This window comes from uncultured Tateyamaria sp., assembly GCF_947488715.1.
Lineage (GTDB): Bacteria > Pseudomonadota > Alphaproteobacteria > Rhodobacterales > Rhodobacteraceae > Tateyamaria.
Window position 1 is genome coordinate 643,709 of the sequence record NZ_CANLAG010000001.1, and the last position, 21,543, is coordinate 665,251.

Sequence of the window (21,543 nt, forward strand, 5' to 3'; positions counted from 1 at the left end):
GATCCGGACCGCATCCAGCTACGCGGCCCGGATCCAAGCACAAAGGCAACAGATGTCCCGCACCGGAACAAGAGCGCTCGGCCTGATTTGCGCCAGTTTCGCAGTGCTGTGCATCACGGTCTGGATCCCGCTTGATACCGATACCGGGCTGATCGAAAAGGTCCGCCGCCGGGTCGAGATCGGCGATGCGCTTGCGCCGACCGTGGCGGCGGTCTTTGTCCTGATGGGTGGGCTGTTGTTGGCGTTGGCACCGGGTCCAACAGAGGCTGAGGATCGCGCGCCTTGGCGCGGCACCCTTGGGTTTGGCGTGGCCATGCTGGCGATGATTGTTGCCGGGTTTGCGGTGATGCTGGTGGCCGGTCCTATGGCGCTTGCCTTGGCTGACACTGTGCAGGGGAGCGCGCGCGAATACCGGCTGTTGCGGGCGGATACGCCCTGGAAATACATCGGTTTCGTGCTAGGCGGCGTGATCGCCATCAGCGGCCCCATCTGCCTGGCGGAACGCGCCGTGACGATCCGTGCGCTGTTGATCGGCGCAGGTGCCGTGGCGGGGATGATTGCCCTGTTTGATCTGCCCTTTGACGATCTGCTGTTGCCGCCCAACGGGGACTACTGATGGACGCGCTGGGATATGTCTGGCTGGGCATTCTGGCCGTGTTTCAGGGACCCGAAGCCTTTGCTCTGTTAGGGGTTGGCGTGTCTGTCACGCTGGTCATGGTCTGTGCCGGGTTCCTGCTGGGCATTGTCGCCGGTGCCACGCCGGGTTTGGGCGGGCCGATTGCCATGGCGATTTCCCTGCCGATCCTGATCTCGGCCTTTGGCTTTACCCCTGATGCGCTGTTGCCGGTGATGGGCTTTCTCATCGGGATTATGAAAGGGGCCACAATTGGCGGCGCGGTACCCGCGATCCTGTTCAACACACCCGGCACGCCCGACAGTTACATGACCACGCTGGACGGCTATCCCATGGCGATGAAGGGACAGGCCCGACGCGCCCTGCGCATTGCGCACCTGTCTTCGGCCTCGGGCGACACGTTCTCGGACATCGTGCTGATCCTCTGTGCGCCCTTCCTTGCGTTGATGGTCGAGGCCTATCTCGACCTGCCGGAAAAGACGGCCCTGCTGATTCTGTCGCTGTCGTTCATCGCGGCGGTTGTGGGCGGATCACCGGGCAAGGGGCTGATCAGCGCGGGCCTTGGTCTGCTGGCCGTCTACGTTGGTACGGGCGAGGATTTCTATCCGCGCTTGTCCATGGGCACCCAGACTTTGAACCGGGGTTTCCCGATTGCCGCAGCGGTGTTGGGCGTGTTGATCCTGGGCACCGTGTTTCACCAAATGGCGCAGGGCCACGCCGACCGCCTGCGCCCCTCAGGTGACGCGAAAACGCCGGATCAGGACGCCGACAGAGCGTTGTCCTGGCCCGAGGTTCGGGCACTGATGCCCACGATCCTGCGGTCCTCTGTGATTGGGACGGTGATTGGCGCGCTGCCGGGCATTGGGTCCACGCTGGCGGCCACCATCGGTTACACATCGGCCAAGGCGCGACATGACCGCCACAGCCCGCCGGATGCCACCGCGTTTGGCACAGGCGCGCCGCGCGGGATTGCCGCGACCGAGGCGGCAAATTCGTCCGTGTCAGGGGCCAACCTGATCCCGGTGCTGTCGCTTGGTATTCCGGGCAACACGGCGGCGGTGTTCCTGATCCTGGCCGCCGAGAGCATTGGCGGTTTCAACCCCGGACCTTCGGTGTTTCGGTTCACCACGGATCAGGTGAACCCGGAACTGGTGATCGCCTTTGGCCTCTTTACCTGCATGTTCGTCGCCAACCTGATGAACTGGACCGTGGGTGGTGTGTTCATGCGGTCGATGGGCTTTCTGGCCCGCGTGCCGCGCCACCGGTTGCTGCCGGTGGTTCTGGTGCTGACCCTGACCGCCATCTACGTGCAGGAAACCCGGATGGAGGCCGTCTGGTTCACGCTTGGCTTTGGCGTGCTGGGGTTTGGCATGCGGCTGGTGGGGATGTCGCCACTGCCCTTTGTGATTGCCTTTATCCTCGGTGCCAAACTCGAGGACAGCGCGCGGCAATCGTTTTCGGCCACCGGTGGTGACCCGTGGTTCCTGTTCACCAGCCCGGTGGCTGCGGTGTTCATGGCGCTGTCGGTTCTGGTAGTCGTCCTGGGCGCGCGGCGGCGACCCTAGCGCCCTTTCCAGACGGGGTCGCGTTTCTCGGCAAAGGCGCGCGCGCCCTCCAGTTGATCCTCGGAGCGATAGAGTTTCTCGACAGAGGGCAACTGGCTCTTGGTGATACGGTTCATTGTGTCCTGAAACTTGGCATCCTCTGCGTCGCGCACGATCTCCTTGATCGCGGCATAGACCAGCGGCGGCCCCGAGGCGAGCAGCCGCGCCAGTTCCCACGCCCGGTCCATAAGTGTCCCCGCGGGGACAACCTCGTTCACCAGCCCCCAGCGATGCGCTTCTTCGGCGTCAAACCAGCGCCCGGTCAACAGCAGCTCCATCGCGATGTGATACGGGATCCGCTTGGGCAGCTTGACCGACGCCGCATCCGCCACCGTCCCGGACCGGATCTCGGGCAGGGCGAATTGCGCGTGATCCGCGGCCAGGATCATGTCCGCACTCAGCGCCAGTTCCAGCCCACCGCCACAGGCAATACCGTTCACCGCCGCAATGACGGGTTTGTTCATGGCCCGCATTTCTTGCAAACCGCCAAAGCCGCCGACGCCGTAGTCCCCGTCAACTGCATCCCCGTCGGCTGCGGCCTTGAGATCCCAACCGGGGCAAAAGAACTTTTCCCCCGCACCCGTGATGATCGCCACGCGCAACGCGGGGTCATCGCGAAAGGCCAGGAATGTCTCGCCCATGACCCGCGATGTGGCGAGGTCGATCGCATTGGCCTTGGGCCGGTCCAGCGTCACCTCGAGGATTGCGCCATCGCGCCGTGTCTTGATCGGAGTGTCGGTCATGTCGTCGGTGCCTCTTGGGTCAGTGGGTCGTGGTCCGTATCGGTGGCGTCATCCGCGCGTGCCATGCGGATCAGCGCGTCAACCGCCACCGCGCGGTGCGGTGTGCAGATCAGCGGATTGATCTCAACTTCGCTGACGGTCAGACGCTGCGCAAGCACGTAGTCCTGCACCGCCAGAACCGTGTCTGTAATGGCCGTCATATCCGCAGCAGGTTGGCCGCGATAGCCGCGCAGCAACGGGGCGCATGCCAACTGTTCAAGGGCCTGCGCAATGTCGGATGCCGTGGCCGGGCACAGCAGCGAAACCGTGTCCTTCAGAACTTCGGTCAACACACCGCCCGCGCCCAGCGTCAGCACATAGCCATGTGCCGGGTCGCGCGTGACACCGATCAGTAGCTCGGCCACGCCGTCTGTGATCATCTCTTCGATCAAAACGGTTCGGGTCCCAATCTCGGTCGCGACACGCGCGGCATCCGCCCGTGTGACGCCCAAGCGCACGGCCCCGGCTTCGGTCTTGTGGGCAAGGCCCGTCCCTTTGATCGCAAAGGGTGGTGAGAGTGCCGCCACTGCGGCGTCAACGGTGTGCGGCGTTGCAGTTCTATGCGCCGGGACGATGACACCGTGCGCGGCCAGCGCGGCCTTAGCTGACGCCTCTGACAGGGTTTCCGTAGCTGGGCCAGAGCCGGGCAGGGCCACCGCTTGCTCATGCGGCGCACCAACCTGTCGTGCGGCATCCAGCGCGGCCAAGGCTTCGGCCAACCCAAAGAACGGCACAACACCACCTGCCATCAGTGTCTCTGCTGTGTCACGCGGCATCAACTCGGGCAGGGTGGAGACAACGCCAAAGGGCCGCTCAGTTGCACGCCGCACGTTCAGCGCGGCATCGGTGGCACAGGACCAATCGCTAGCATCCGTCACTGGGTAGTCGACAATGGACAGCGTCATATCGATCTGCGCACCCGTCATCCCCAGCCACGCACGCGTCATCGCATCCGTGTCGCGCCAGACATAGGTGTGGTAGTCCAACGGGTTGCTCAACGCCACCATAGGCCCAAGGGCCGCACGCAATTGCTTGGTCTGCGTCTGGTCCAGGGCCGGAAAGGTCAGCCCGTGATCCAGCGCCATATCCGCAATCAGGCTCGCCTCACCACCCGAACAACTGATCGATGCAATGCGCCCGCCAGCCAACGGCCCCGTCACGTGCAACAGCTTCAGCGTCTCCAACAGCTCCGGCAAACTGCGCACGCGGGGTATGCCCAGCCGGTCGAGAAACGCTTGCGCCCCGGCATCACTGCCTGCCAGTGATGCGGTATGCGACACCGTCGCGGCACGGGCCTGATCGGATGCGCCCACCTTGATCGCCACCAGGGGCACGCCCTTCTCATGGGCACGCGCGGCCAAGGCCTCCCACTGGCGCACATCGCCAAAGCCCTCGATATGCAGGCCTATGGCTGTCACGCGCGGGTCGTCCAGCAGTGCGGTCGCAATCTGCGCCTGTGACGTCTGCGCCATGTTCCCGCAGGTGACGGCATAGGCCACAGGCAACGCCCGTTGCTGCATGGTCAGGTTGATCGTGATGTTCGAACTTTGCGTCAGGAGCGCGACGCCCCGCTCAACCGGCACGCACCCATGCTGGTCCGGCCACAACAGCGCACCGTCCAGCGCGTTGATAAACCCGTAGCAATTGGGGCCAAGGATCGGCATCGCCCCCGCTGCCGCAACCAACGCCGCCTGCATATCTACGCCTGCGGCATCTTCGGCCTCAGCCTCCGCAAACCCTGAGGCAAAGCACACAGCCCCCCCAGCGCCCATGCCTGCCAACGCCCGCACGACGTCGACACTCGCCACGCGGTTCACCCCAACAAAGGTCGCATCCGGCGGCGCGGGCAAATCCGCAACCGACGGATAGGCACCTAGCCCGGCCACCATCGCAGCACGCGGATGCACTGGCCAAATGGGGCCATCAAACCCAAACGACACCAATTGCTGCACCACCTGCGTGCACCAGGCACCACCGCCAACAACCGCCACGGATCTGGGCCGCATCAGACGCATCACATCCCGCACTTCGTCCGTCATGGCTTCCTTTCGCTCCAAATACCTCGGGGAGCGCGAGGGGCAGCGCCCCTCGCTCCTGTCGGATGGGCCTTGCCCATTCGATCCAAATTCATGCGCCCAAGGGCCGCAAAAGATCGCGGCTGATGATGTGCCGCTGGATCTCGCTGGTCCCGTCCCAGATGCGTTCCACCCGCGCATCCCGCCAGAACCGCTCAATGGGAAAGTCGTCCATCAACCCCATCCCGCCATAGATCTGCAAGGTCGCATCCGTGACCCGCGCCAGCGCCTCCGATGCATAAAGCTTGGCGGACGCAATCTCCCGGTTCGCGGGCAGCCCTTCGTCCAGCCGCCAGGCCGCCGCCAACGTCAACCAGTCGGCTGCGTCGATCTCGGTGATCATGTCGGCGATCTGAAATCCCACACCCTGAAACTTGCCGATGGGTTGGCCAAACTGCTGGCGCTCGGCTGCATAGTGTAGCGCATAGTCGAAACACCGCCGCGCACGACCGACGGAAAAGGCCGCAACCGTCAGTCGCGTCGCATAGAGCCACTCGTTCATCACCGCAAAACCGCCATCGACCTCACCCAGAACCTGCGCATCGGGCAGACGGCAATTGTCGAAATAAAGGATGCAGTTCTTGTACCCCTTGTGGCTGACCGAGGTGTAGCCATCGCGCACCTCGAACCCCGGCATGCCCCGGTCGACAAGGAATGTGGTGATCCGCTTTTTGGGCCCCTTGGGTGTCTCGTCCACGCCGGTGGCGATGAACACGATAAAGAAATCCGCGTGCTCCGCGCCCGAGATAAAATGCTTGGACCCGTTGATCACCCAATCGCCGCCGTCGCGCACGGCTGTGCATTTCATACCGCGCACATCCGACCCGGCATCGGGCTCCGTCATCGCAAGCGCATCCATCCGTTCACCGCGCACCGCAGGCAGCAGATAGCGCGCGCGCTGTTCCGGGTTGCAGGCCATGAGGATGTTTTGCGGCCTGCCAAAGAAATGCGTCAGCGCCATGGACCCGCGGCCCAGTTCACGCTCAACCAGCGTGAAATCCACGTGGCTCAGGCCTGCGCCGCCGACCTCCTCGGGGAAGTTGCAGGCGTAAAACCCCAGGTCGATCACCTTGCGCTTGATCTCTTCACCCAGCTCGTGCGGCACGTGGCCTGTGCGCTCGACTTCGGCCTCGTGGGGATAGATTTCCTTTTCCACGAAACTGCGCACGGTCGAGACAATCATCTCTTGTTCCTGGGTCAGGCCAAACTGCATGTCCTTGGCATCCTTTCAAACGACGGTCACAAGGATCAAAGCGCAGCTTGCGCAGCTCTGGCATGCAGAGTTAGACATAAATCATGCAGATTTCGTCAAATATTTGGCACGACATCCGTCACATTGACGTGCTGCTCTTTGACCAATTCTCAAATCACTGTCTGGCCAACACGGTTGAACCCCTGCGCGCGGCCAATGCTTTGGCGGGGCGGGATCTGTACCAGTGGCAGTTCTGCACGCTGGATGGCGCGCCGGTGGCCAGCTCGAGCGGGATGCAAGTCGCGCCGCACGTATCCTTGGCAGATGCGACGGGTGACACCCTGTGCGTGATGCCGTCTTACGGTATCCGGGCGCTGGACCAGTGGACGGTGGTGCGCGCCCTGCGGCGGGTTGCAGACCGTTACGGCGTGATTGCCGGATTTGACACCGGGCCGTGGTTGCTGGCGCGTGCGGGTCTGCTTGATGGCCGCCGGGCCACGATCCACTGGGATGAGCTGACGGCCTTTGCCGAGGCGTTTCCCGACATCGACGTGCAAAGAGAGCGGTTCGTGTTGGATGGCCCGCGCATCACCTGTTCGGGTGCGATGGCAGCTTTTGATCTGGTGACCCATCTGATCGGCATGGCGCATGGGCCGTTGTTGGCCACAGACGTCGCGCATTTGTTCATGTCCACCGACAGGACACCGGCACAGGGCCCAGCCGTGGGCCGACCCGGTCGGATGGTGGCGCGCGCACTGAATGTGATGCAGGCGCATCTGGAACAGCCCGTGTCCATTCCCGACATCGCCCGGCGCATAGGATGCACCCAAAAGACATTGGAAAGCCGGATGCGCGAGGCGATGCAGGCCACCCCGCAAGCGGTCTATCACCGGTTGCGGTTGAACCGCGCCTATCAGTTGGTGATCGAGACCGATCAGCCGGTGTCCGAAATCGCGGGGCGCTGTGGGTATGACAACGCCAGTGCGATGACACGCGCCTTTCGGACTGCGTTTCATGCAACGCCGACCCAAGTGCGCCGCCGCCAGTAGGTGCTGCGAAACGCCTTGTGCCGCGCGCCGGTCTGGGGTGTTGTGCGGCACAGGGCAAACCAACACGTCGCATGGGGGGCGGTATGCGTATCATCGTTGCAGGGGCCGGGATCGTCGGCGTGTCCTGCGCCATATGGCTCCAACGGGCTGGGCATGACGTCACCATCGTGGACCGGGCGGGCCCGGCGAGCGGCACCAGCCACGGCAATGCGGGTGTGCTGGCGGCGGGCGCAGTCCTGCCGGTGACAACGCCCGGTTTGATGCGGCGCGCACCGGGCATGCTGCTGAACCGGGACGCGCCGCTGTTTTTGCGCTGGTCCTACGTGCCCCGACTGATGCCGTTCCTGATGCGTTACCTGCCCCATGCCACCGACGCGCATGTCGACCGCTACGGGGCGGCGATGTCCATGCTGTTGCATGACACGCTGGACCAGCATCGCGCGCTGGCCCGCGACACACCCGCCGCGCGGTTCATCAGCGAAGAGGATTATTGCTTTGGCTATGCCACCCGCGCCGCCTACGATGCGGATGCGTATGGTTGGGGCAAGCGCAAGGCGCTGGGATATGAATTCTCTGTTATTTCGGGGGCGACGCACGGGCGGGATGACCCGGTGTTCGGCACCGCCTTTGACACGGTTGTGCGTTGTCACAACCATGGGCGCATCTCTGATCCGGGGGCCTATGTGCAGGCACTGGCCGATCACTTTGTCGCCGAGGGCGGGCAGTTGCACCTGACCGAGATCACCGACGTGAACGTCACGGCCGAAGGGGCCATCGACGCGCTGGTCACGCGTGACGGAGAGATGCGCGCAGACCGTATCGTCTTTGCGATGGGACCATGGTCCAAGGCCATTGCACACAAGCTGGGCATCAAGGTGCCGTTCGAAAGCGAGCGCGGCTATCATATCGAGCTGTTGAACCCGTCGCGGATGCCGCGTTTTCCGATGATGGTGGCCAGCGGCAAATTCGTGCTCACCCCGATGGAGGGTCGGCTGCGTGCCGCAGGGGTGATCGAGTTCGGCGGGCTGGACAACGGCCCGAGCCGCGCGCCCTTTGCCTTGCTGCGGCGGCAGGTTGCGTCGCTCTTGCCGGACGTGACCCATGACGGGATTGTCGAGTGGATGGGCCACCGGCCCGCCCCGGCCGACAGCTTGCCGCTGATCGGTGCCAATGATCCGGGCGGCCGCAGCTATTCTGCCTTTGGACATCAGCACGTTGGCTTGACAGGTGGTCCCAAAACGGGTCGGATCATCGCGGATCTGATCGACGGAAAACAGCCGAACGCAGATTTGGCGCCTTTTGATCCGATGAAATTTGCCGCGCGCACTGCTCGGCCTTCAGGGAGAATGACATGAAGACGATTTTCAAAACAGCCTGTGTTGCGGCCATTGGCATGACCGGTGCCGCCTGGGCCGATGGGCATGCGCAGTCCTGGGACATGCCTATGGCCTATGCGGCCACGAACTTTCATTCCGAGCACGGCGTGATCTTTGCCGACAAGGTGCGTGAGTACACCGGCGGTGCCATCGACATCACGGTCCATCCGGGTGGTTCGCTGTTCGGCGGTGGTGACATCAAGCGTGCGATCCAGACCGGTCAGGTGCCGATCGGTGAACGGTTTATGTCCGCCCACGCAAATGAAGCGCCCCTGCTGGGTTGGGACAACCTGCCGTTTATTGCGACAACCTATGAGGACAACGCCAAACTGTGGGAGGCCGCGCGCGACACAGTCAATGCACAGCTTGCCGACCTGAACCTCGTGGCGCTCTATACCTGCCCATGGCCGGGGCAGGGGTTCTACTTCAACAACGAAGTGGGATCGTCCTCTGACACGCAGGGCATCAAGTTCCGCTCGTACAACTCGGCCACTGCGACCTTTGCCGAAGAGCTGGGCATGATCCCCGTCCAGATCGAAGCGGCGGAACTGAGCCAGGCGCTGGCCACAGGCGTGGCGTCGGCGTTCATCTCGTCGGGCTCTACCGGCTATGACCGCAAGGTTTGGGAACACTTGAGCCACTACTACAAGGTCAACGCATGGCTGCCGCGCAACTACGTGATGGTCAACACCCAAGCGTGGGAAGGTCTGGACGCAGAGGTGCAAGCGGGCATTCAGAAGGCTGCGGATGAGACAGCGGCGAGCTGTGCGGCCAAGTCGGCGGAACTGGCGAACTTCTATTTCGACGAACTGGCCAAGAACGGCATGAGCGTCGAAGATGCAGGCCCCGATTTCCTGGCCGAGCTGGAAGCGATTGGCGCCAAGATGACCGCCGAGTGGCTGGAAACCGCAGGTGCGGATGGTCAGGCGATCCTTGACGCCTACAAGGCCAACTGAGTGACACAAGGTCGGCGTCGCCCCATTGCGACGCCGACCTACGTTTTTCCAACATCGGGAATTTGCCATGCGTGACTGGTCACCGGTCATGGGTCTGCCGCTTTGGGTCTGGCTCTTTGTCCTTCCATCCCTGTTTGCGGTGATCTGCCTGTTTGCCGGTCCCCGGATCGAGCGTATCCTGCGCCCGTTTTGGCGGCTGTTGGATGGTGTTTATCTGGCCAGCGGGGTGATGGCGGCGGTGTTCATGGTCACCATTCTGGGGTTGATCGTGGCGGGTATGATTGCGCGCTGGATCAGCGTGGCCTTGCCCGGCACCACCGAGTTCGCGGGCTACGCAATGGCGGCCACGTCCTTTTTCGCGCTGTGCCACGCCATGACGCGCGGGGCGCATATCCGGGTGTCGATCATCCTGAACGCCAATGATTTTCTGAAACGCTGGCTCGATGTGTTTGCGGTCTTTGCCGCGGCGGTCATCGCCACCTATTTCGCCCGCTACGCCATCAAGGCGAACGTATTTTCCGAGATGCTGAACGACCGGACGCAAGGGCAAGACCAGATTCCCGAGTGGGTCGTGACCCTGTTCAGCCTGCCCAGCCACGCGGTCAGCCAGTGGGGCACCGTCTGGGCCGAACGGTCGAGCGAGCTGGTCTATACCCCCGTCTGGATCCCGCAACTGGCCATGTCCGTGGGCACCGTCCTGTTGGCCATCGCCCTGTGGGACACCCTGTTCCGGATGCTGATCACCGGCGTGAACCCAATCGTATCGGAGACGGTGGAATGACCGAAGCCTACGCCACGATTGTCTTTCTCTTTGTCCTGTTCACCCTGCTGGGGTCGTCCGTTTGGATCGGTCTGGCCCTGATGGGCGTCGCCTGGGTGGGGATGGAGTTGTTTACCACCCGCCCCGCAGGCGACGCGATGATCACCACAATCTGGACGGGGTCGAGCAGTTGGACGCTGACCGCGCTGCCGCTCTTTATCTGGATGGGCGAGATCCTGTACCGGACCCGATTATCGCAGGACATGTTCCGCGGCCTGGCCCCGTGGATGCGGTTCCTCCCCGGTGGCCTGCTGCACACCAACATTGCGGGCTGCACCATCTTTGCCGCCGTGTCGGGGTCGTCGGCGGCCACGCTCACCACGGTGGGCAAGATGTCGATCCCCGAACTGCGCAAGCGCGGATACCCCGAATACATGATCGTTGGCACGCTGGCGGGCGCGGCCACGCTGGGCCTGATGATCCCGCCGTCGCTGACGCTGATCGTCTATGGCGTGTCGATCAACGAGAGCATCATCAAGCTGTTCATGGCGGGCATCATTCCGGGCCTCGTGCTGGCGGGCCTGTTCATGTCCTACATCATCGCATGGCACTATTTCCGGCCTGCACAGCGCCCGGCCCCCGAACCGGGGATGAGCGTGGGCGAGATGTTCTCCGAAAGCCGGTTCCTGATCCCTGTGCTGATGCTGGTCTTTGCCGTGATCGGGTCGATGTATTTCGGCTGGGCCACCGCGACCGAGGCGGCGGCGGTGGGTGTGATCGGCTCGCTTGTGCTGGCTGCGTTCCAGCGGTCGCTCACGGCGTCGGCCCTTTTCGAAAGCCTGATGGGGGCCACGCGCACATCCGCCATGATCGCGCTCATCCTGATGGGGGCCGCGTTCCTGTCGCTGTCCATGGGCTTCACCGGGCTGCCCCGCGCGCTGGCCGCGTGGATCGACCAGATGAACCTGTCGCCCATTACGCTCATTGCGGCGCTGACGGTGTTCTATGTGATCCTCGGCATGTTCCTCGACGGGATCTCGTCGGTGGTGCTGACCATGGCGATTGTCGAACCGATGATCCGTCAGGCGGGCATCGACGTAATCTGGTTCGGCATCTTCATCGTCGTGGTGGTCGAGATGGCGCAGGTCACACCGCCCATCGGTTTCAACCTCTTTGTGCTGCAAGGCATGACGCGGCATGACATCGGCTATATCTCCAAAACCGCGATCCCGATGGTGGGGCTGATGCTGTTGATGGTGGTGATCCTCGTGGCGTTTCCGGGGCTGGCCACGTGGCTGCCGGACAACATCCGGCAATAGCCATGGCACCGTCTGTCACTGTCCTGCAACTCGACACCGATTTCCCAAGGGTGCCGGGCGATGTGGGCAGTGCCGAGACCTACATCGATCCAATCGAGGTGCTGCGCATCCCAAGCGCCACGGTCGCGCATGTGGTCAGCGGCGCGCCGCAGGATATCGACATTGCCCCGTTCGAAGCGGCCCTGCGCGCAGCCTCGGGCGAGGTGATCGTGACCTCTTGCGGGTTCCTGTCCTATTGGCAGGCGCACCTTGCCGCGCTGGCCGACCGTCCGGTCATTGCCTCGTCGCTGGTGGCACTGGACCGCATCGCCCGAACCCATGCACCGGACGAGGTGATGATCGTCACCTTCGACGCAGGCAGCCTTGGCGCGCCGCATCTGGGTCGCCACGGCGCGTTTGCGGCCAGCATCGTAGGTCTGTACCCGGACATGCACCTGCGGCAGGTGATCGGGCAGAACCTGCCGCATCTGGATCAGGACCGCGCCGCCCGTGAAATGCGCACCTTGATCGCGGACCACATCCGCCCTGTGCATCGCTGCATCGTGCTCGAATGCACCAACCTGCCGCCCTACAAACCCGCGATCCGTGACGTGACGCCTGTGCCGGTGATCGACATCCTGACGGAGATCGAAGCGGCCCGCCCCGGCACCGTCAAACCCGCCTTTCTGAGCCCCACTGAGGTGCAGCCATGACCGACACGCCTTTTGCCGCCGCACGTGCCACAGATGCCAAGACGATCCCTGTGATCGACATATCCACCCTCATGGCGGGGGAGGGGATGGATGCGGTCGCCGATGCCATATACGCCGCCGCGACGGATCACGGGTTTTTCTATGTCTCGGGCCACGGGATTGCGCAAACGGTTATCGACCGCGCCTTTTCCGCCGCCGCACAGTTCTTTGCTTTGGACACCGAGGCCAAGGCGTCTGTCGCCGTCGACACACACCAACGCGGGTGGATGGCGCAGGGTATGTCGCGGCTGGATGGGGCGGACACCCACGACCTCAAGGAGGTGTTCTTTTGGGCTGCTGAGGTGGCAGAGGATGATCCCGACTGGCGTGCGGGCAAGCCGATGGTTGCACCCAACCAGTGGCCGGATGCGGCCTGTCCTGAGCTTTGGCGCGGCCTTGCCCCCTATCACGCGGCGGTCTGCCATGTGGGGCGTCGCCTGATGTCCGCCATCGCGGTCAGCCTTGGGCAACCCGCTGATCAGTTCGACGCCGCCTACGCCAAGCCGCTGGCGCGGGGGCAGGCGGTGTACTATCCGCCCTCGACCCAGGCCGACGAGGCCGCGCGGCGCTATGGTGTCGCGCCGCACACGGATTTCGGGGTCCTGACCCTGCTGTTGCAGGACGCTAGCGGCGGTTTGCAGGTGCGCGCGCGGTCTGGTGATTGGATCGAAGCGCCGCCCATTGACGGCACGCTGGTGTGCAACATCGGTGACTTGCTGGCGCGGTGGAGCAATGACCGGTTCAATTCGACCCTGCACCGCGTGATCAACCGCACCGCTGGCGCGCGCTATTCGATCCCGGTGTTCTTTGACCCGCATACGGACACGGTGGTTGACCCTGCGGACCTTGGCGTGGACCGTGCGGCCTGTCGTTACGCCCCCGTCACCGTGGGCGCGCATATCGCGTCACGCAACCGCAAGAGTTTCGCCCAGTACAAGGACGGGTGAAACAGGCGTCCCGGCATGTCCAGATTTGGCAAAGTCCCGCCGGATCGCAGCGCGGAATATGGCGCGACACCTGAGTGGTGACCAAAGCGCTTTTGGTGGCTTTCTGGCGCGAGAGCGATTTTAAAATACTGTAAATAAACAATAAAAAACTACTAATAATTTAGTTTGACAGCGCCGAAATTTTGCGACTATCGTTATGTCAGTCGGCGAAATCCGGCTCACAAACACATTTTGGGAGGATACAAGATGCGCAAGTATCTACTCTCCGCGACTGCAGCGATTGCTGTCATCGCGGGGCACGGGACTGCTTTGGCTGATGCCGCGGCAGCTCAGAAATGGATTGACCAGGAATTCCAGCCATCCACGCTCAGCAAGGCCGAGCAGATGTCGGAAATGGAGTGGTTCATTGGCGCCGCGGAGCCCTATGCGGGCATGGAAATCAACGTCCTGTCCGAGGGCATTCCGACCCACGGTTACGAATCCGAAGTGCTGACAAAAGCGTTCGAGGAAATCACCGGGATCAAGGTCAACCACCAGATCCTCGGCGAAGGCGAAGTTGTGCAGGCTGTGCAGACACAGATGCAGACCCAGCGGAACCTCTATGACGGCTACGTCAACGACTCCGACCTGATCGGCACGCACTCGCGGCTGCAACTGGCCTACAACCTGACCGAACAGATGGGCGGTGACTGGGCGGCGACAACCTCGCCGACGCTGGACCTTGATGACTTCATGGGTATCCAGTTCACCACCGGTCCGGACGGCAACCTGTACCAATTGCCCGACCAGCAGTTCGCGAACCTTTACTGGTTCCGCAAGGACTGGTTCGACGACGCGGACAACAAGGCCGCATTCAAAGCCAAGTACGGCTATGATCTGGGTGTGCCGGTCAACTGGTCCGCCTATGAGGACATCGCTGATTTCTTCTCGAACGACGTGAAGGAAATCGACGGCGTGGCGATCTATGGCCACATGGACTATGGCAAGCGCGCGCCCGACCTGGGCTGGCGTATGACTGATGCGTGGCTGTCGATGGCAGGCACCGGGTCCAAGGGCGAGCCGAACGGCGTGCCGATCGACGAATGGGGCATCCGCATGGAAGCCGGTTCGTGCAACCCTGCCGGTGCGTCGGTGACGCGCGGTGGCGCGGCGAACGGCCCTGCGGCGGTCTATGCGATCCGCAAGTGGGACGAATGGCTGCGCAACTATGCTCCTCCGGGTGCGGCGTCCTATGACTTCTACCAATCGCTGCCCGCACTGGCGCAAGGAAACGTGGCCCAGCAGATCTTCTGGTACACCGCCTTTACCGCCGACATGGTCAAGCCCAAGTCCGAAGGCAACAACACTGTCGACGACGCTGGCAACCCGCTGTGGCGGATGGCACCCAGCCCGCACGGCCCCTACTGGGAAAAAGGTCAGAAGGTTGGCTATCAGGACGTTGGGTCCTGGACTTTCCTCAAGTCCACCCCGTCGGACCGCGCACAGGCCGCGTGGCTCTATGCCCAGTTCGTGACGTCCAAGACGGTCGACGTGAAGAAGTCCCATGTGGGTCTGACCTTCACACGCGACAGCTCGGTCAACCATGCGTCCTTTACCGAACGCGCGCCCAAACTGGGTGGTCTGGTCGAATTCTACCGCTCGCCTGATCGCGTGGCATGGTCGCCCACCGGCATCAACGTGCCTGACTATCCCAAGCTGGCCCAGATCTGGTGGCAGCAGATTGGTGACGTGAACTCCGGTGCGTTTACACCGCAGCAAGCGATGGACCGTCTGGCCGAAGAAATGGACATCACCATGGCTCGGATGCAGCAAGCTGATGAGGCGGCAGGTGTCTATGGTGGCTGTGGTCCACGTCTGAACGACGAACAGGACGCGGAATACTGGTTCGCCAATGGCGGCGCCAAGCCCAAGCTCGACAACGAGAAGCCGCAAGGCGAGACCGTGAACTATGACGAGCTGGTTGCCCGCTGGCAGAACTAAACCTCCCCGTGGGTCCGCCTGGTGAGTGCAGGCGGGCCGACATCAGGCCGGGGTTCCCAACAGCCCCGGCCGTTTTGAAACAGGTACACCCCCATGACAATCGAGCTGAAACAGGCCAGCAAGGTGACGCGTGGCATCACGCACATCAAACCGACCTCGCTGGTGCTGGAGACCGGACATTTTAACGTGCTGCTGGGACAGACCGGATCGGGCAAGACGTCCCTGATCAAGCTGATGGCGGGCCTTGACCCGCTGGCGGCCGGAGAGATCTGGATGGACGGCCAGAACGTGTCGAAACTGTCCACGCAGAAACGCAACATCAGCCTCGTGCACCAGTTCTTTGTGAACTACCCGCAGATGACGGTGTACGACAATATTGCCTCCCCCCTGCGGGTTGCAGGCATGGCGAAATCGGAAATTCAGGGCCGCGTCGAAGAGGCGGCGGACATCCTGCAACTGCGGCCCATGCTGCACCGTCGCCCGCATGAGCTGTCGGGTGGTCAGCAGCAACGCTGCGCCCTTGCGCGCGCCATTGCCAAGGAAAGCCGCGCGGTGTTCCTGGACGAACCGCTGGCCAACCTTGATTACAAGCTGCGCGAAGAGTTGCGCGAGCAATTGCCCGAACTGTTTGCCGGTCGCGGCGCGGTGGTGGTCTATGCGACGTCCGAACCCGAAGAGGCGTTGCTGCTGGGCGGCAGCACGGCGTTGATGGAGGACGGCAACGTCACCCAGTTCGGCACGACTGCTGCGATCTACCGCAAACCCGAAAGTCTGACGGCGGCGCGCGTGTTCTCGGACCCGCCGATCAACGCGGCACGGGTCACCAAGTCGGGCCAGACCGCGACGCTGGACACTGGGGTCAGCTGGTCCATGTCGGGTGCTGCCGCAGACCTGCCTGACGGGTCTTACACATTGGCCATTCGACCGCACCACGTGACACCTGTCCCCGCGGGGACAGATCAGGTGGCGGTCTCTGGAACCGTGCTGGTCACGGAGCTGTCGGGCTCGGAATCCAGTGCGCATTTTCAGATGGGCGCGGACGGTTGGGTGTCGCTGGCGCATGGGGTGCATCCCTATGAGGTTGGCGAGACGCATGATTTCTACATGGATGCCAGCCAGGCCTTTTATTTCTCGCAAGATGGGAGGCTCGTGGCATGAACACGGTTTCGCAACATTGGTGCGCCGCAAAGGCGCACCCTAAGGCACAGTGCCGGGCGCGCATTCATGCGCACCGCACAGGGGGCGTGTAATGGCCAAGATCACACTTTCGAACCTGCGTCATTCGTATATGCCTAACCCATCCGGGCCCGGCGACTATGCGCTCAAGGAAATCAACCTCGATTGGCGCGATGGCGGTGCCTATGCGCTGCTGGGGCCGTCGGGCTGTGGCAAGTCCACGCTGCTCAACATCATCTCGGGGCTGTTGGTCCCGTCCGAGGGGCGCATCCTGTTTGACGACAAGGATGTCACCGATCTGCCGCCAAACCAGCGCAACATTGCGCAGGTGTTCCAGTTTCCCGTCATCTACGACACGATGACGGTGCGGGACAATCTGGCATTCCCCCTGCGCAACCGGGGCGTGGACGAGGCGCGCATTGCCGCGCGGGTGTCCGAGATTGCCAGGATGCTCGAGGTCGAAAACATGCTCGATATCAAGGCGTCGCACCTGTCGCCGGACAACAAGCAAAAGATTTCGATGGGGCGTGGGCTGGTGCGCGACGATGTGAATGTCGTCATGTTCGACGAACCCCTGACCGTGATCGATCCGCATCTGAAGTGGAAGCTGCGGTCCAAGCTGAAAGAACTGCACCAGCGGGTGAAGGCCACGATGATCTACGTGACCCATGACCAGACCGAGGCGTTGACCTTTGCCGATCAGGTGGTGGTCATGCAGGACGGTGAAGTGGTCCAGATCGGCACGCCGGTCGAGTTGTTTGAGCGTCCGCAGCACACATTTGTCGGCCATTTCATCGGGTCCCCCGGCATGAACGTGTTGCCCGTCCAAGAGCGTGCCGGCGGCGCGATGTTCCAAGGCGAGCAGATCGTGTTGGAGGGTGAGACAATTGGCGAAGGCGGGTTGACGCAAGTGGGCATCCGTCCGGAATTTGTGTCGCTGGCGGAGACCGGACTGCCCGCGCGGGTGCAGAAGGTGTCGGACGTCGGTCGCCATGCCGTTGTCGAGGCGATGGTCGGTGACACGGCGGTCAAGGCGATTGTCGAGGGTGCTGTGCCTGAACAAGGTGCGGCGGTGCATCTGGCATTCCGCCCGGATCAGACACGGCTTTATCGCGACGGGTGGATTTCTACGGAGGCACGGGCATGAAGACCGAAAACCAAAAGGCTTGGCTGTTTGTGCTGCCAGTGCTGGCTCTGGTGGCGTTCAACGCGCTGGTGCCGATTATGACGGTGGTGAACTATTCCGTGCAGGAGACGTTTGGCAACAACGTGTTCTTCTGGCAGGGCCTCGACTGGTTCGAGCAAATCCTGCGTTCGGACCGGTTTCAGGCCGCATTGGGACGGCAGTTCCTGTTCACCTTTCTGATCCTGATCATCGAGGTGCCGCTCGGCATCATCATTGCCCTGTCGATGCCGCGCAAGGGCATGTGGGTGCCGGTCTGTCTGGTGCTGATGGCGTTGCCGATGCTGATCCCGTGGAACGTGGTCGGCGCGATGTGGAACATCTTTACCCTGCCCAAGATTGGATTGGTGGGCTATTTCCTGAACGACGTGTTGGGCATTGCCTATGACATGACGCAGAACCCCTTTGCGGCCTGGGTCACGATCATTGTGATGGATGTCTGGCACTGGACGTCGCTGGTGGTGCTGCTGAGCTATGCGGGCCTCGTGTCGATCCCGGATGCCTATTACCAGGCGGCCAAGATTGACGGGGCATCCCCCTGGAAAGTGTTCCGCTACATCCAACTGCCCAAGATGAAGACCGTTCTGACCATCGCGATCCTGCTGCGGTTCATGGACAGCTTCAACATCTATACGGAGCCGTTTGTTTTGACCGGTGGCGGGCCTGGCAACTCGACGACGCTCTTGTCGATTGATCTGGTAAAGATTGCCCTGGGGCAGTTCGACCTTGGCCCGGCGGCGGCGATGTCGCTGATCTACTTTGCCATCACGCTGTTGGTGTCGTGGCTGTTCTATACCCTTATGACGAAGGATGACGCGCAATGATGACCTTTGACATGTGTGTCGTGCCCGGCGGCGGAACCGCCGGGCAGCCCCCGACCGCCCCCACGGGCGGGGGCTATGCCCCCACCCTCGGTCGGGGGCTGCCCTTTGCTCTTCTTGAATGTCTGGTCGGCGCGGAAGGTATTGACCAATGAGAAAACGCTCCCTCATCCCGATCCTCTATATCGCGTTCCTGATGCTGCCGATCTACTGGCTGGTTGCGATGTCGTTCAAAACCACAAACGAGATCCTCGCGGGCTTTAGCCTGTTTCCCCAGACCTTCACGCTGGAGAACTACCGGGTCATCTTTACCGACCCAAGCTGGTATTGGGGCTATATCAACTCGATCATCTATGTGTCGTTGAACACGGTGATCTCTGTCTGTGTGGCGCTGCCTGCGGCCTATGCGTTCTCGCGATACCGGTTCCTGGGCGACAAGCAGCTGTTCTTCTGGCTGCTGACCAACCGGATGGCACCCGCAGCGGTGTTCGCCTTGCCGTTCTTTCAGCTTTATTCGTCCGTCGGCCTGTTCGACACGCATCTGGCGGTGGCGTTGGCGCATTGTCTGTTCAACATCCCGCTGGCGGTCTGGATCCTCGAAGGGTTCATGGGTGGCGTGCCCAAAGAGCTGGACGAGACGGCCTATGTGGACGGCTATTCGTTCCCGCGCTTTTTCGTCACCATCTTCCTGCCGACGATCAAGGCGGGGATCGGGGTGGCGGCGTTCTTTTGCTTTATGTTCTCGTGGGTGGAACTGCTGCTGGCCAAGACGCTGACGGCGGTGGCCGCGAAACCCATCGCCGCGACCATGACCAAAACGGCATCCTCTGCCGGATACGAATTGGGCCTGTTGGCGGCGGCGGGGACGTTGACCATCATTCCGGGCGCCATCGTGATCTATTTTGTCCGTAACTACATTGCCAAGGGCTTTGCCCTGGGGAGGGTCTGATGAGACGTCTGGCATATCTTGCGGCCATCGCGCCGGGTGCGGCGCTGGCACAGGGCTGGGGCAACGTCGCCCAGCAAACCGAGGAAAAGGGGTTTTCGTGGACCGATCCGCTGTGGCCCAGTTTCTGGATGGCGTGGACGCCTGTAACCTTTGCACTGTTCTGCGGGATCTTTGGGGCGATTGCGATCATCGCGGCGCTGGAAATCACCAAGTACCGCGATGGAATTGAACGCACGGGCGTGTTTGGCCTGACCACAACACTGGGCGATCGCCTGTTCATCACTCTTTTGGGAAGCGCCTATATTTTCCTCGCGTGGCTTGGTTTCGTGGGGCAACCCTTGTGGGCGCCCTTGGGGCTGTCGGTCGTTTGGGGCATCTTCTGTTTCTGGAAAGTGTGAAAAACGTTTTGAAAAACTAAAAACTTCGTATTTACTCACGATGCACAAAAAGTGAGCGATACGTGCTGGATGGTACCGTATGAGAAAAAAGAAAAGTAACGAGCTGCTGACCGAGGTCGAACTGGAGTTCATGAACGAACTCTGGGCCTTGGGAGAAGGCACGGTGCGCGACGTACTGGACCGTCTGCCCGAAGGGCGCGATCTGGCCTATACGTCTGCGGCCACCATCCTGCGCATCCTTGAGCAAAAGGAATTCGTGACCAGCCGCAAAGACGGCAAGAGCCACGTGTTCATCCCGTCGCTGGGCAAGGATGCCTATCAAACCCGTTCACTGAAAGATCTGTCCATGAAGTTGTTTGACGACACGCCTGTGTCTTTGGTTGCGCGCCTCGTCAACGACGATGAACTGACAGACGAAGCATTGGGGACAATCCGGGCATTAGTGGATCGGAGGTTGAAAAATGATACCGGGTGATGCCTTTCTGGATGCGTTCATCAATGCCAATATCCTCATTATCGTTGCGTTTTTCTTGTGGCGGGGCATTCGCTGGGGCCTGACCCGACTGGGTCTGAAACACAGCTACGTCACGCAGCTCAAGCTGCTGAACACCGTTTTCGTCGCAATCATTTTTTCGCCGTTCCTGATCCTCGCGTTTACGACGCTTCAGTCGAGCGGCTACGCCAAGAGCGTGAATGTGAACCTGTCGGATATGGTGGTCGCCTACTATCTGAATGGCGGGTTCGAGATGCCCGCGACCGAATTCGAGCGACTGGTCAACCTGCGCGACACGTTTCTGAACAACGTCGTCAATGCCGCCGGTTGGGTGGCCTGGACCGTGATCGCGGTGTTTTTCCTTAGCCTTGCGCTGGGCATTTTGCGTCTGTGCTACTCCATGGCCTGCCTCTACCGGATTGTGTCGGCGGGCTATGCCTGGCGGCAGTTTGGCCGGGTGCGGCTGCGTCTGTCGGACCGCACATTGGTGCCGTTTTCGACGCGGGGTCTGTTGTTCTATTACGTGGTGGTGCCGTCGCACATGCTGGGCCAGCGTCAGGAGCTCAAAGTATCGCTGGCGCATGAGTTCCAGCATTTGCGGCAGGGCGATATCGAGTGGGAGATCCTGCTGGAGGCGCTCAAGCCGGTATTCTTTCTCAACCCTGCCTATCACGCGTGGAAGCGTCAGGTGGAACATCTGCGCGAATTGAGCTGTGATGCCGAGGTGTTGCGCCGTGGTCGGATCGACGTGCGGGCCTATTGCGATACGCTGCTGTCGGTGTGCCAGCAGACTTTGCGCCGGGACCGTATGTTCGTGGTTGCGGTTCCCAAGGTGACGCTGGTGACGGCGGACCGGACGGCAATGCATGACACGCAGACCAGTTTCCTGCACCAGCGGATCACATCGCTGCTTGATCTCCGCCACATGCGGCGGCCCCGTTTGTTGTACCTTGCGACGCTCTTGCCGCTTGTGGCCTGCGTCATGCTGACGGCGATTGCCATTCAGCGGCCCGGCGATTGGAGCCAGGACCGTTTGATGCTGTCCACGGTTGTAAACCTTGAGCGACTGGACGAGATCAACCGTCTGTCGACCTTTGGCCGCATCCGCAACTGAGTGT

20 protein-coding genes are annotated in these 21,543 nt (G+C 62.0%); 17 read left to right on the plus strand and 3 right to left on the minus strand.

Annotated features, from left to right (window positions below):
• Nucleotides 1-52 precede the first annotated feature (52 nt).
• Together Q0936_RS03285 and Q0936_RS03290 are read left to right on the plus strand one after the other, a co-directional pair.
• On the plus strand, nucleotides 53-616 hold the full coding sequence (locus Q0936_RS03285) for a hypothetical protein (RefSeq protein WP_299292900.1): 564 nt from the start codon (nucleotides 53-55) through the stop codon (nucleotides 614-616).
• The gene (locus Q0936_RS03290; protein WP_299292902.1) at nucleotides 616-2,199 is read left to right on the plus strand and encodes a tripartite tricarboxylate transporter permease; all 1,584 of its coding nucleotides are present in this window, start codon (nucleotides 616-618) and stop codon (nucleotides 2,197-2,199) included. Before Q0936_RS03285 ends, Q0936_RS03290 begins: the two co-directional genes overlap by 1 nt.
• Here the strand turns inward: Q0936_RS03290 and Q0936_RS03295 are convergent.
• The 3 genes from Q0936_RS03295 to Q0936_RS03305 all read right to left on the minus strand — a co-directional run bounded on the left by Q0936_RS03295 (nucleotide 2,196) and on the right by Q0936_RS03305 (nucleotide 6,308).
• Complete coding sequence (locus Q0936_RS03295) at nucleotides 2,196-2,981, minus strand: carnitinyl-CoA dehydratase (RefSeq protein ID WP_299292904.1); 786 nt, start codon at nucleotides 2,979-2,981, stop codon at nucleotides 2,196-2,198. The genes Q0936_RS03290 and Q0936_RS03295 overlap by 4 nt on opposite strands.
• Nucleotides 2,978-5,059 (minus strand): acetate--CoA ligase family protein, encoded by a 2,082-nt coding sequence (locus tag Q0936_RS03300; protein WP_299292906.1) that lies wholly within the window; start codon nucleotides 5,057-5,059, stop codon nucleotides 2,978-2,980. Before Q0936_RS03300 ends, Q0936_RS03295 begins: the two co-directional genes overlap by 4 nt.
• An 88-nt stretch (nucleotides 5,060-5,147) precedes the next feature.
• Nucleotides 5,148-6,308 carry an acyl-CoA dehydrogenase family protein gene (locus Q0936_RS03305; protein WP_299292908.1) on the minus strand — a complete coding sequence of 387 codons (1,161 nt, stop codon included), beginning with the start codon at nucleotides 6,306-6,308 and terminating at the stop codon, nucleotides 5,148-5,150.
• 83 nt (nucleotides 6,309-6,391) lie between these two features.
• Here Q0936_RS03305 and Q0936_RS03310 point away from each other — a divergent pair, with 83 nt between their 5' ends.
• The 15 genes from Q0936_RS03310 to Q0936_RS03380 all read left to right on the plus strand — a co-directional run bounded on the left by Q0936_RS03310 (nucleotide 6,392) and on the right by Q0936_RS03380 (nucleotide 21,539).
• Nucleotides 6,392-7,336 carry a GlxA family transcriptional regulator gene (locus Q0936_RS03310; RefSeq protein WP_299292910.1) on the plus strand — a complete coding sequence of 315 codons (945 nt, stop codon included), beginning with the start codon at nucleotides 6,392-6,394 and terminating at the stop codon, nucleotides 7,334-7,336.
• Between the two features lie 83 nt (nucleotides 7,337-7,419).
• Complete coding sequence (locus tag Q0936_RS03315) at nucleotides 7,420-8,691, plus strand: FAD-binding oxidoreductase (protein ID WP_299292912.1); 1,272 nt, start codon at nucleotides 7,420-7,422, stop codon at nucleotides 8,689-8,691.
• Between the two features lie 38 nt (nucleotides 8,692-8,729).
• Nucleotides 8,730-9,668: a TRAP transporter substrate-binding protein gene (locus Q0936_RS03320; RefSeq protein ID WP_299292924.1), complete on the plus strand. Its 939-nt coding sequence runs from the start codon at nucleotides 8,730-8,732 to the stop codon at nucleotides 9,666-9,668.
• Between the two features lie 67 nt (nucleotides 9,669-9,735).
• Nucleotides 9,736-10,449 carry a TRAP transporter small permease subunit gene (locus Q0936_RS03325; protein ID WP_299292914.1) on the plus strand — a complete coding sequence of 238 codons (714 nt, stop codon included), beginning with the start codon at nucleotides 9,736-9,738 and terminating at the stop codon, nucleotides 10,447-10,449.
• On the plus strand, nucleotides 10,446-11,747 hold the full coding sequence (locus tag Q0936_RS03330; RefSeq protein ID WP_299292916.1) for a TRAP transporter large permease subunit: 1,302 nt from the start codon (nucleotides 10,446-10,448) through the stop codon (nucleotides 11,745-11,747). Before Q0936_RS03325 ends, Q0936_RS03330 begins: the two co-directional genes overlap by 4 nt.
• A gap of 2 nt (nucleotides 11,748-11,749) precedes the next feature.
• Nucleotides 11,750-12,439, plus strand: coding sequence for an aspartate/glutamate racemase family protein (locus Q0936_RS03335; protein ID WP_299292918.1), 690 nt, complete (start codon nucleotides 11,750-11,752; stop codon nucleotides 12,437-12,439).
• The gene (locus tag Q0936_RS03340; RefSeq protein WP_299377857.1) at nucleotides 12,436-13,425 is read left to right on the plus strand and encodes a 2-oxoglutarate and iron-dependent oxygenase domain-containing protein; all 990 of its coding nucleotides are present in this window, start codon (nucleotides 12,436-12,438) and stop codon (nucleotides 13,423-13,425) included. The genes Q0936_RS03335 and Q0936_RS03340 overlap by 4 nt, the downstream gene beginning before the upstream one ends.
• Nucleotides 13,426-13,671: 246 nt before the next feature.
• A complete protein-coding gene (locus tag Q0936_RS03345; protein ID WP_299138352.1) occupies nucleotides 13,672-15,405 on the plus strand; it encodes an ABC transporter substrate-binding protein in 1,734 nt (577 codons plus the stop codon).
• A gap of 93 nt (nucleotides 15,406-15,498) precedes the next feature.
• Nucleotides 15,499-16,563 carry an ABC transporter ATP-binding protein gene (locus Q0936_RS03350; RefSeq protein WP_299138350.1) on the plus strand — a complete coding sequence of 355 codons (1,065 nt, stop codon included), beginning with the start codon at nucleotides 15,499-15,501 and terminating at the stop codon, nucleotides 16,561-16,563.
• Nucleotides 16,564-16,654: 91 nt separating this feature from the next.
• Entirely contained in the window at nucleotides 16,655-17,728 is a 1,074-nt protein-coding gene (locus Q0936_RS03355; protein WP_299295516.1) for an ABC transporter ATP-binding protein, read from the plus strand.
• A complete protein-coding gene (locus Q0936_RS03360) occupies nucleotides 17,725-18,588 on the plus strand; it encodes a sugar ABC transporter permease (RefSeq protein WP_299295514.1) in 864 nt (287 codons plus the stop codon). The genes Q0936_RS03355 and Q0936_RS03360 overlap by 4 nt, the downstream gene beginning before the upstream one ends.
• A gap of 148 nt (nucleotides 18,589-18,736) precedes the next feature.
• Nucleotides 18,737-19,534 (plus strand): carbohydrate ABC transporter permease, encoded by a 798-nt coding sequence (locus Q0936_RS03365; RefSeq protein ID WP_299138342.1) that lies wholly within the window; start codon nucleotides 18,737-18,739, stop codon nucleotides 19,532-19,534.
• Entirely contained in the window at nucleotides 19,534-19,932 is a 399-nt protein-coding gene (locus Q0936_RS03370; RefSeq protein ID WP_299138339.1) for a DUF2160 family membrane protein, read from the plus strand. The genes Q0936_RS03365 and Q0936_RS03370 overlap by 1 nt, the downstream gene beginning before the upstream one ends.
• A 79-nt stretch (nucleotides 19,933-20,011) precedes the next feature.
• Nucleotides 20,012-20,407, plus strand: a complete 396-nt coding sequence (locus Q0936_RS03375; RefSeq protein WP_299138336.1) for a BlaI/MecI/CopY family transcriptional regulator — start codon at nucleotides 20,012-20,014, stop codon at nucleotides 20,405-20,407.
• Nucleotides 20,394-21,539, plus strand: coding sequence for a M56 family metallopeptidase (locus Q0936_RS03380; RefSeq protein ID WP_299296080.1), 1,146 nt, complete (start codon nucleotides 20,394-20,396; stop codon nucleotides 21,537-21,539). Before Q0936_RS03375 ends, Q0936_RS03380 begins: the two co-directional genes overlap by 14 nt.
• Nucleotides 21,540-21,543: the final 4 nt, after the last annotated feature.

What these genes read in the sequence shown, in the direction of transcription:
- Q0936_RS03355 (WP_299295516.1), top strand. Translation starts at nt 16,655, where the DNA reads ATGGCCAAGATCACACTTTCGAACCTGCGTCATTCGTATATGCCTAAC.
- Q0936_RS03365 (WP_299138342.1), top strand. Translation starts at nt 18,737, where the DNA reads ATGAGAAAACGCTCCCTCATCCCGATCCTCTATATCGCGTTCCTGATG.
- Q0936_RS03330 (WP_299292916.1), top strand. Translation starts at nt 10,446, where the DNA reads ATGACCGAAGCCTACGCCACGATTGTCTTTCTCTTTGTCCTGTTCACC.
- Q0936_RS03350 (WP_299138350.1), top strand. Translation starts at nt 15,499, where the DNA reads ATGACAATCGAGCTGAAACAGGCCAGCAAGGTGACGCGTGGCATCACG.
- Q0936_RS03380 (WP_299296080.1), top strand. Translation starts at nt 20,394, where the DNA reads ATGATACCGGGTGATGCCTTTCTGGATGCGTTCATCAATGCCAATATC.
- Q0936_RS03295 (WP_299292904.1), bottom strand. Translation starts at nt 2,981, where the DNA reads ATGACCGACACTCCGATCAAGACACGGCGCGATGGCGCAATCCTCGAG.
- Q0936_RS03290 (WP_299292902.1), top strand. Translation starts at nt 616, where the DNA reads ATGGACGCGCTGGGATATGTCTGGCTGGGCATTCTGGCCGTGTTTCAG.
- Q0936_RS03360 (WP_299295514.1), top strand. Translation starts at nt 17,725, where the DNA reads ATGAAGACCGAAAACCAAAAGGCTTGGCTGTTTGTGCTGCCAGTGCTG.
- Q0936_RS03310 (WP_299292910.1), top strand. Translation starts at nt 6,392, where the DNA reads ATGCAGATTTCGTCAAATATTTGGCACGACATCCGTCACATTGACGTG.
- Q0936_RS03345 (WP_299138352.1), top strand. Translation starts at nt 13,672, where the DNA reads ATGCGCAAGTATCTACTCTCCGCGACTGCAGCGATTGCTGTCATCGCG.
- Q0936_RS03320 (WP_299292924.1), top strand. Translation starts at nt 8,730, where the DNA reads ATGACCGGTGCCGCCTGGGCCGATGGGCATGCGCAGTCCTGGGACATG.
- Q0936_RS03370 (WP_299138339.1), top strand. Translation starts at nt 19,534, where the DNA reads ATGAGACGTCTGGCATATCTTGCGGCCATCGCGCCGGGTGCGGCGCTG.
- Q0936_RS03300 (WP_299292906.1), bottom strand. Translation starts at nt 5,059, where the DNA reads ATGACGGACGAAGTGCGGGATGTGATGCGTCTGATGCGGCCCAGATCC.
- Q0936_RS03340 (WP_299377857.1), top strand. Translation starts at nt 12,436, where the DNA reads ATGACCGACACGCCTTTTGCCGCCGCACGTGCCACAGATGCCAAGACG.
- Q0936_RS03335 (WP_299292918.1), top strand. Translation starts at nt 11,750, where the DNA reads ATGGCACCGTCTGTCACTGTCCTGCAACTCGACACCGATTTCCCAAGG.
- Q0936_RS03315 (WP_299292912.1), top strand. Translation starts at nt 7,420, where the DNA reads ATGCGTATCATCGTTGCAGGGGCCGGGATCGTCGGCGTGTCCTGCGCC.
- Q0936_RS03285 (WP_299292900.1), top strand. Translation starts at nt 53, where the DNA reads ATGTCCCGCACCGGAACAAGAGCGCTCGGCCTGATTTGCGCCAGTTTC.
- Q0936_RS03325 (WP_299292914.1), top strand. Translation starts at nt 9,736, where the DNA reads ATGCGTGACTGGTCACCGGTCATGGGTCTGCCGCTTTGGGTCTGGCTC.
- Q0936_RS03375 (WP_299138336.1), top strand. Translation starts at nt 20,012, where the DNA reads ATGAGAAAAAAGAAAAGTAACGAGCTGCTGACCGAGGTCGAACTGGAG.
- Q0936_RS03305 (WP_299292908.1), bottom strand. Translation starts at nt 6,308, where the DNA reads ATGCAGTTTGGCCTGACCCAGGAACAAGAGATGATTGTCTCGACCGTG.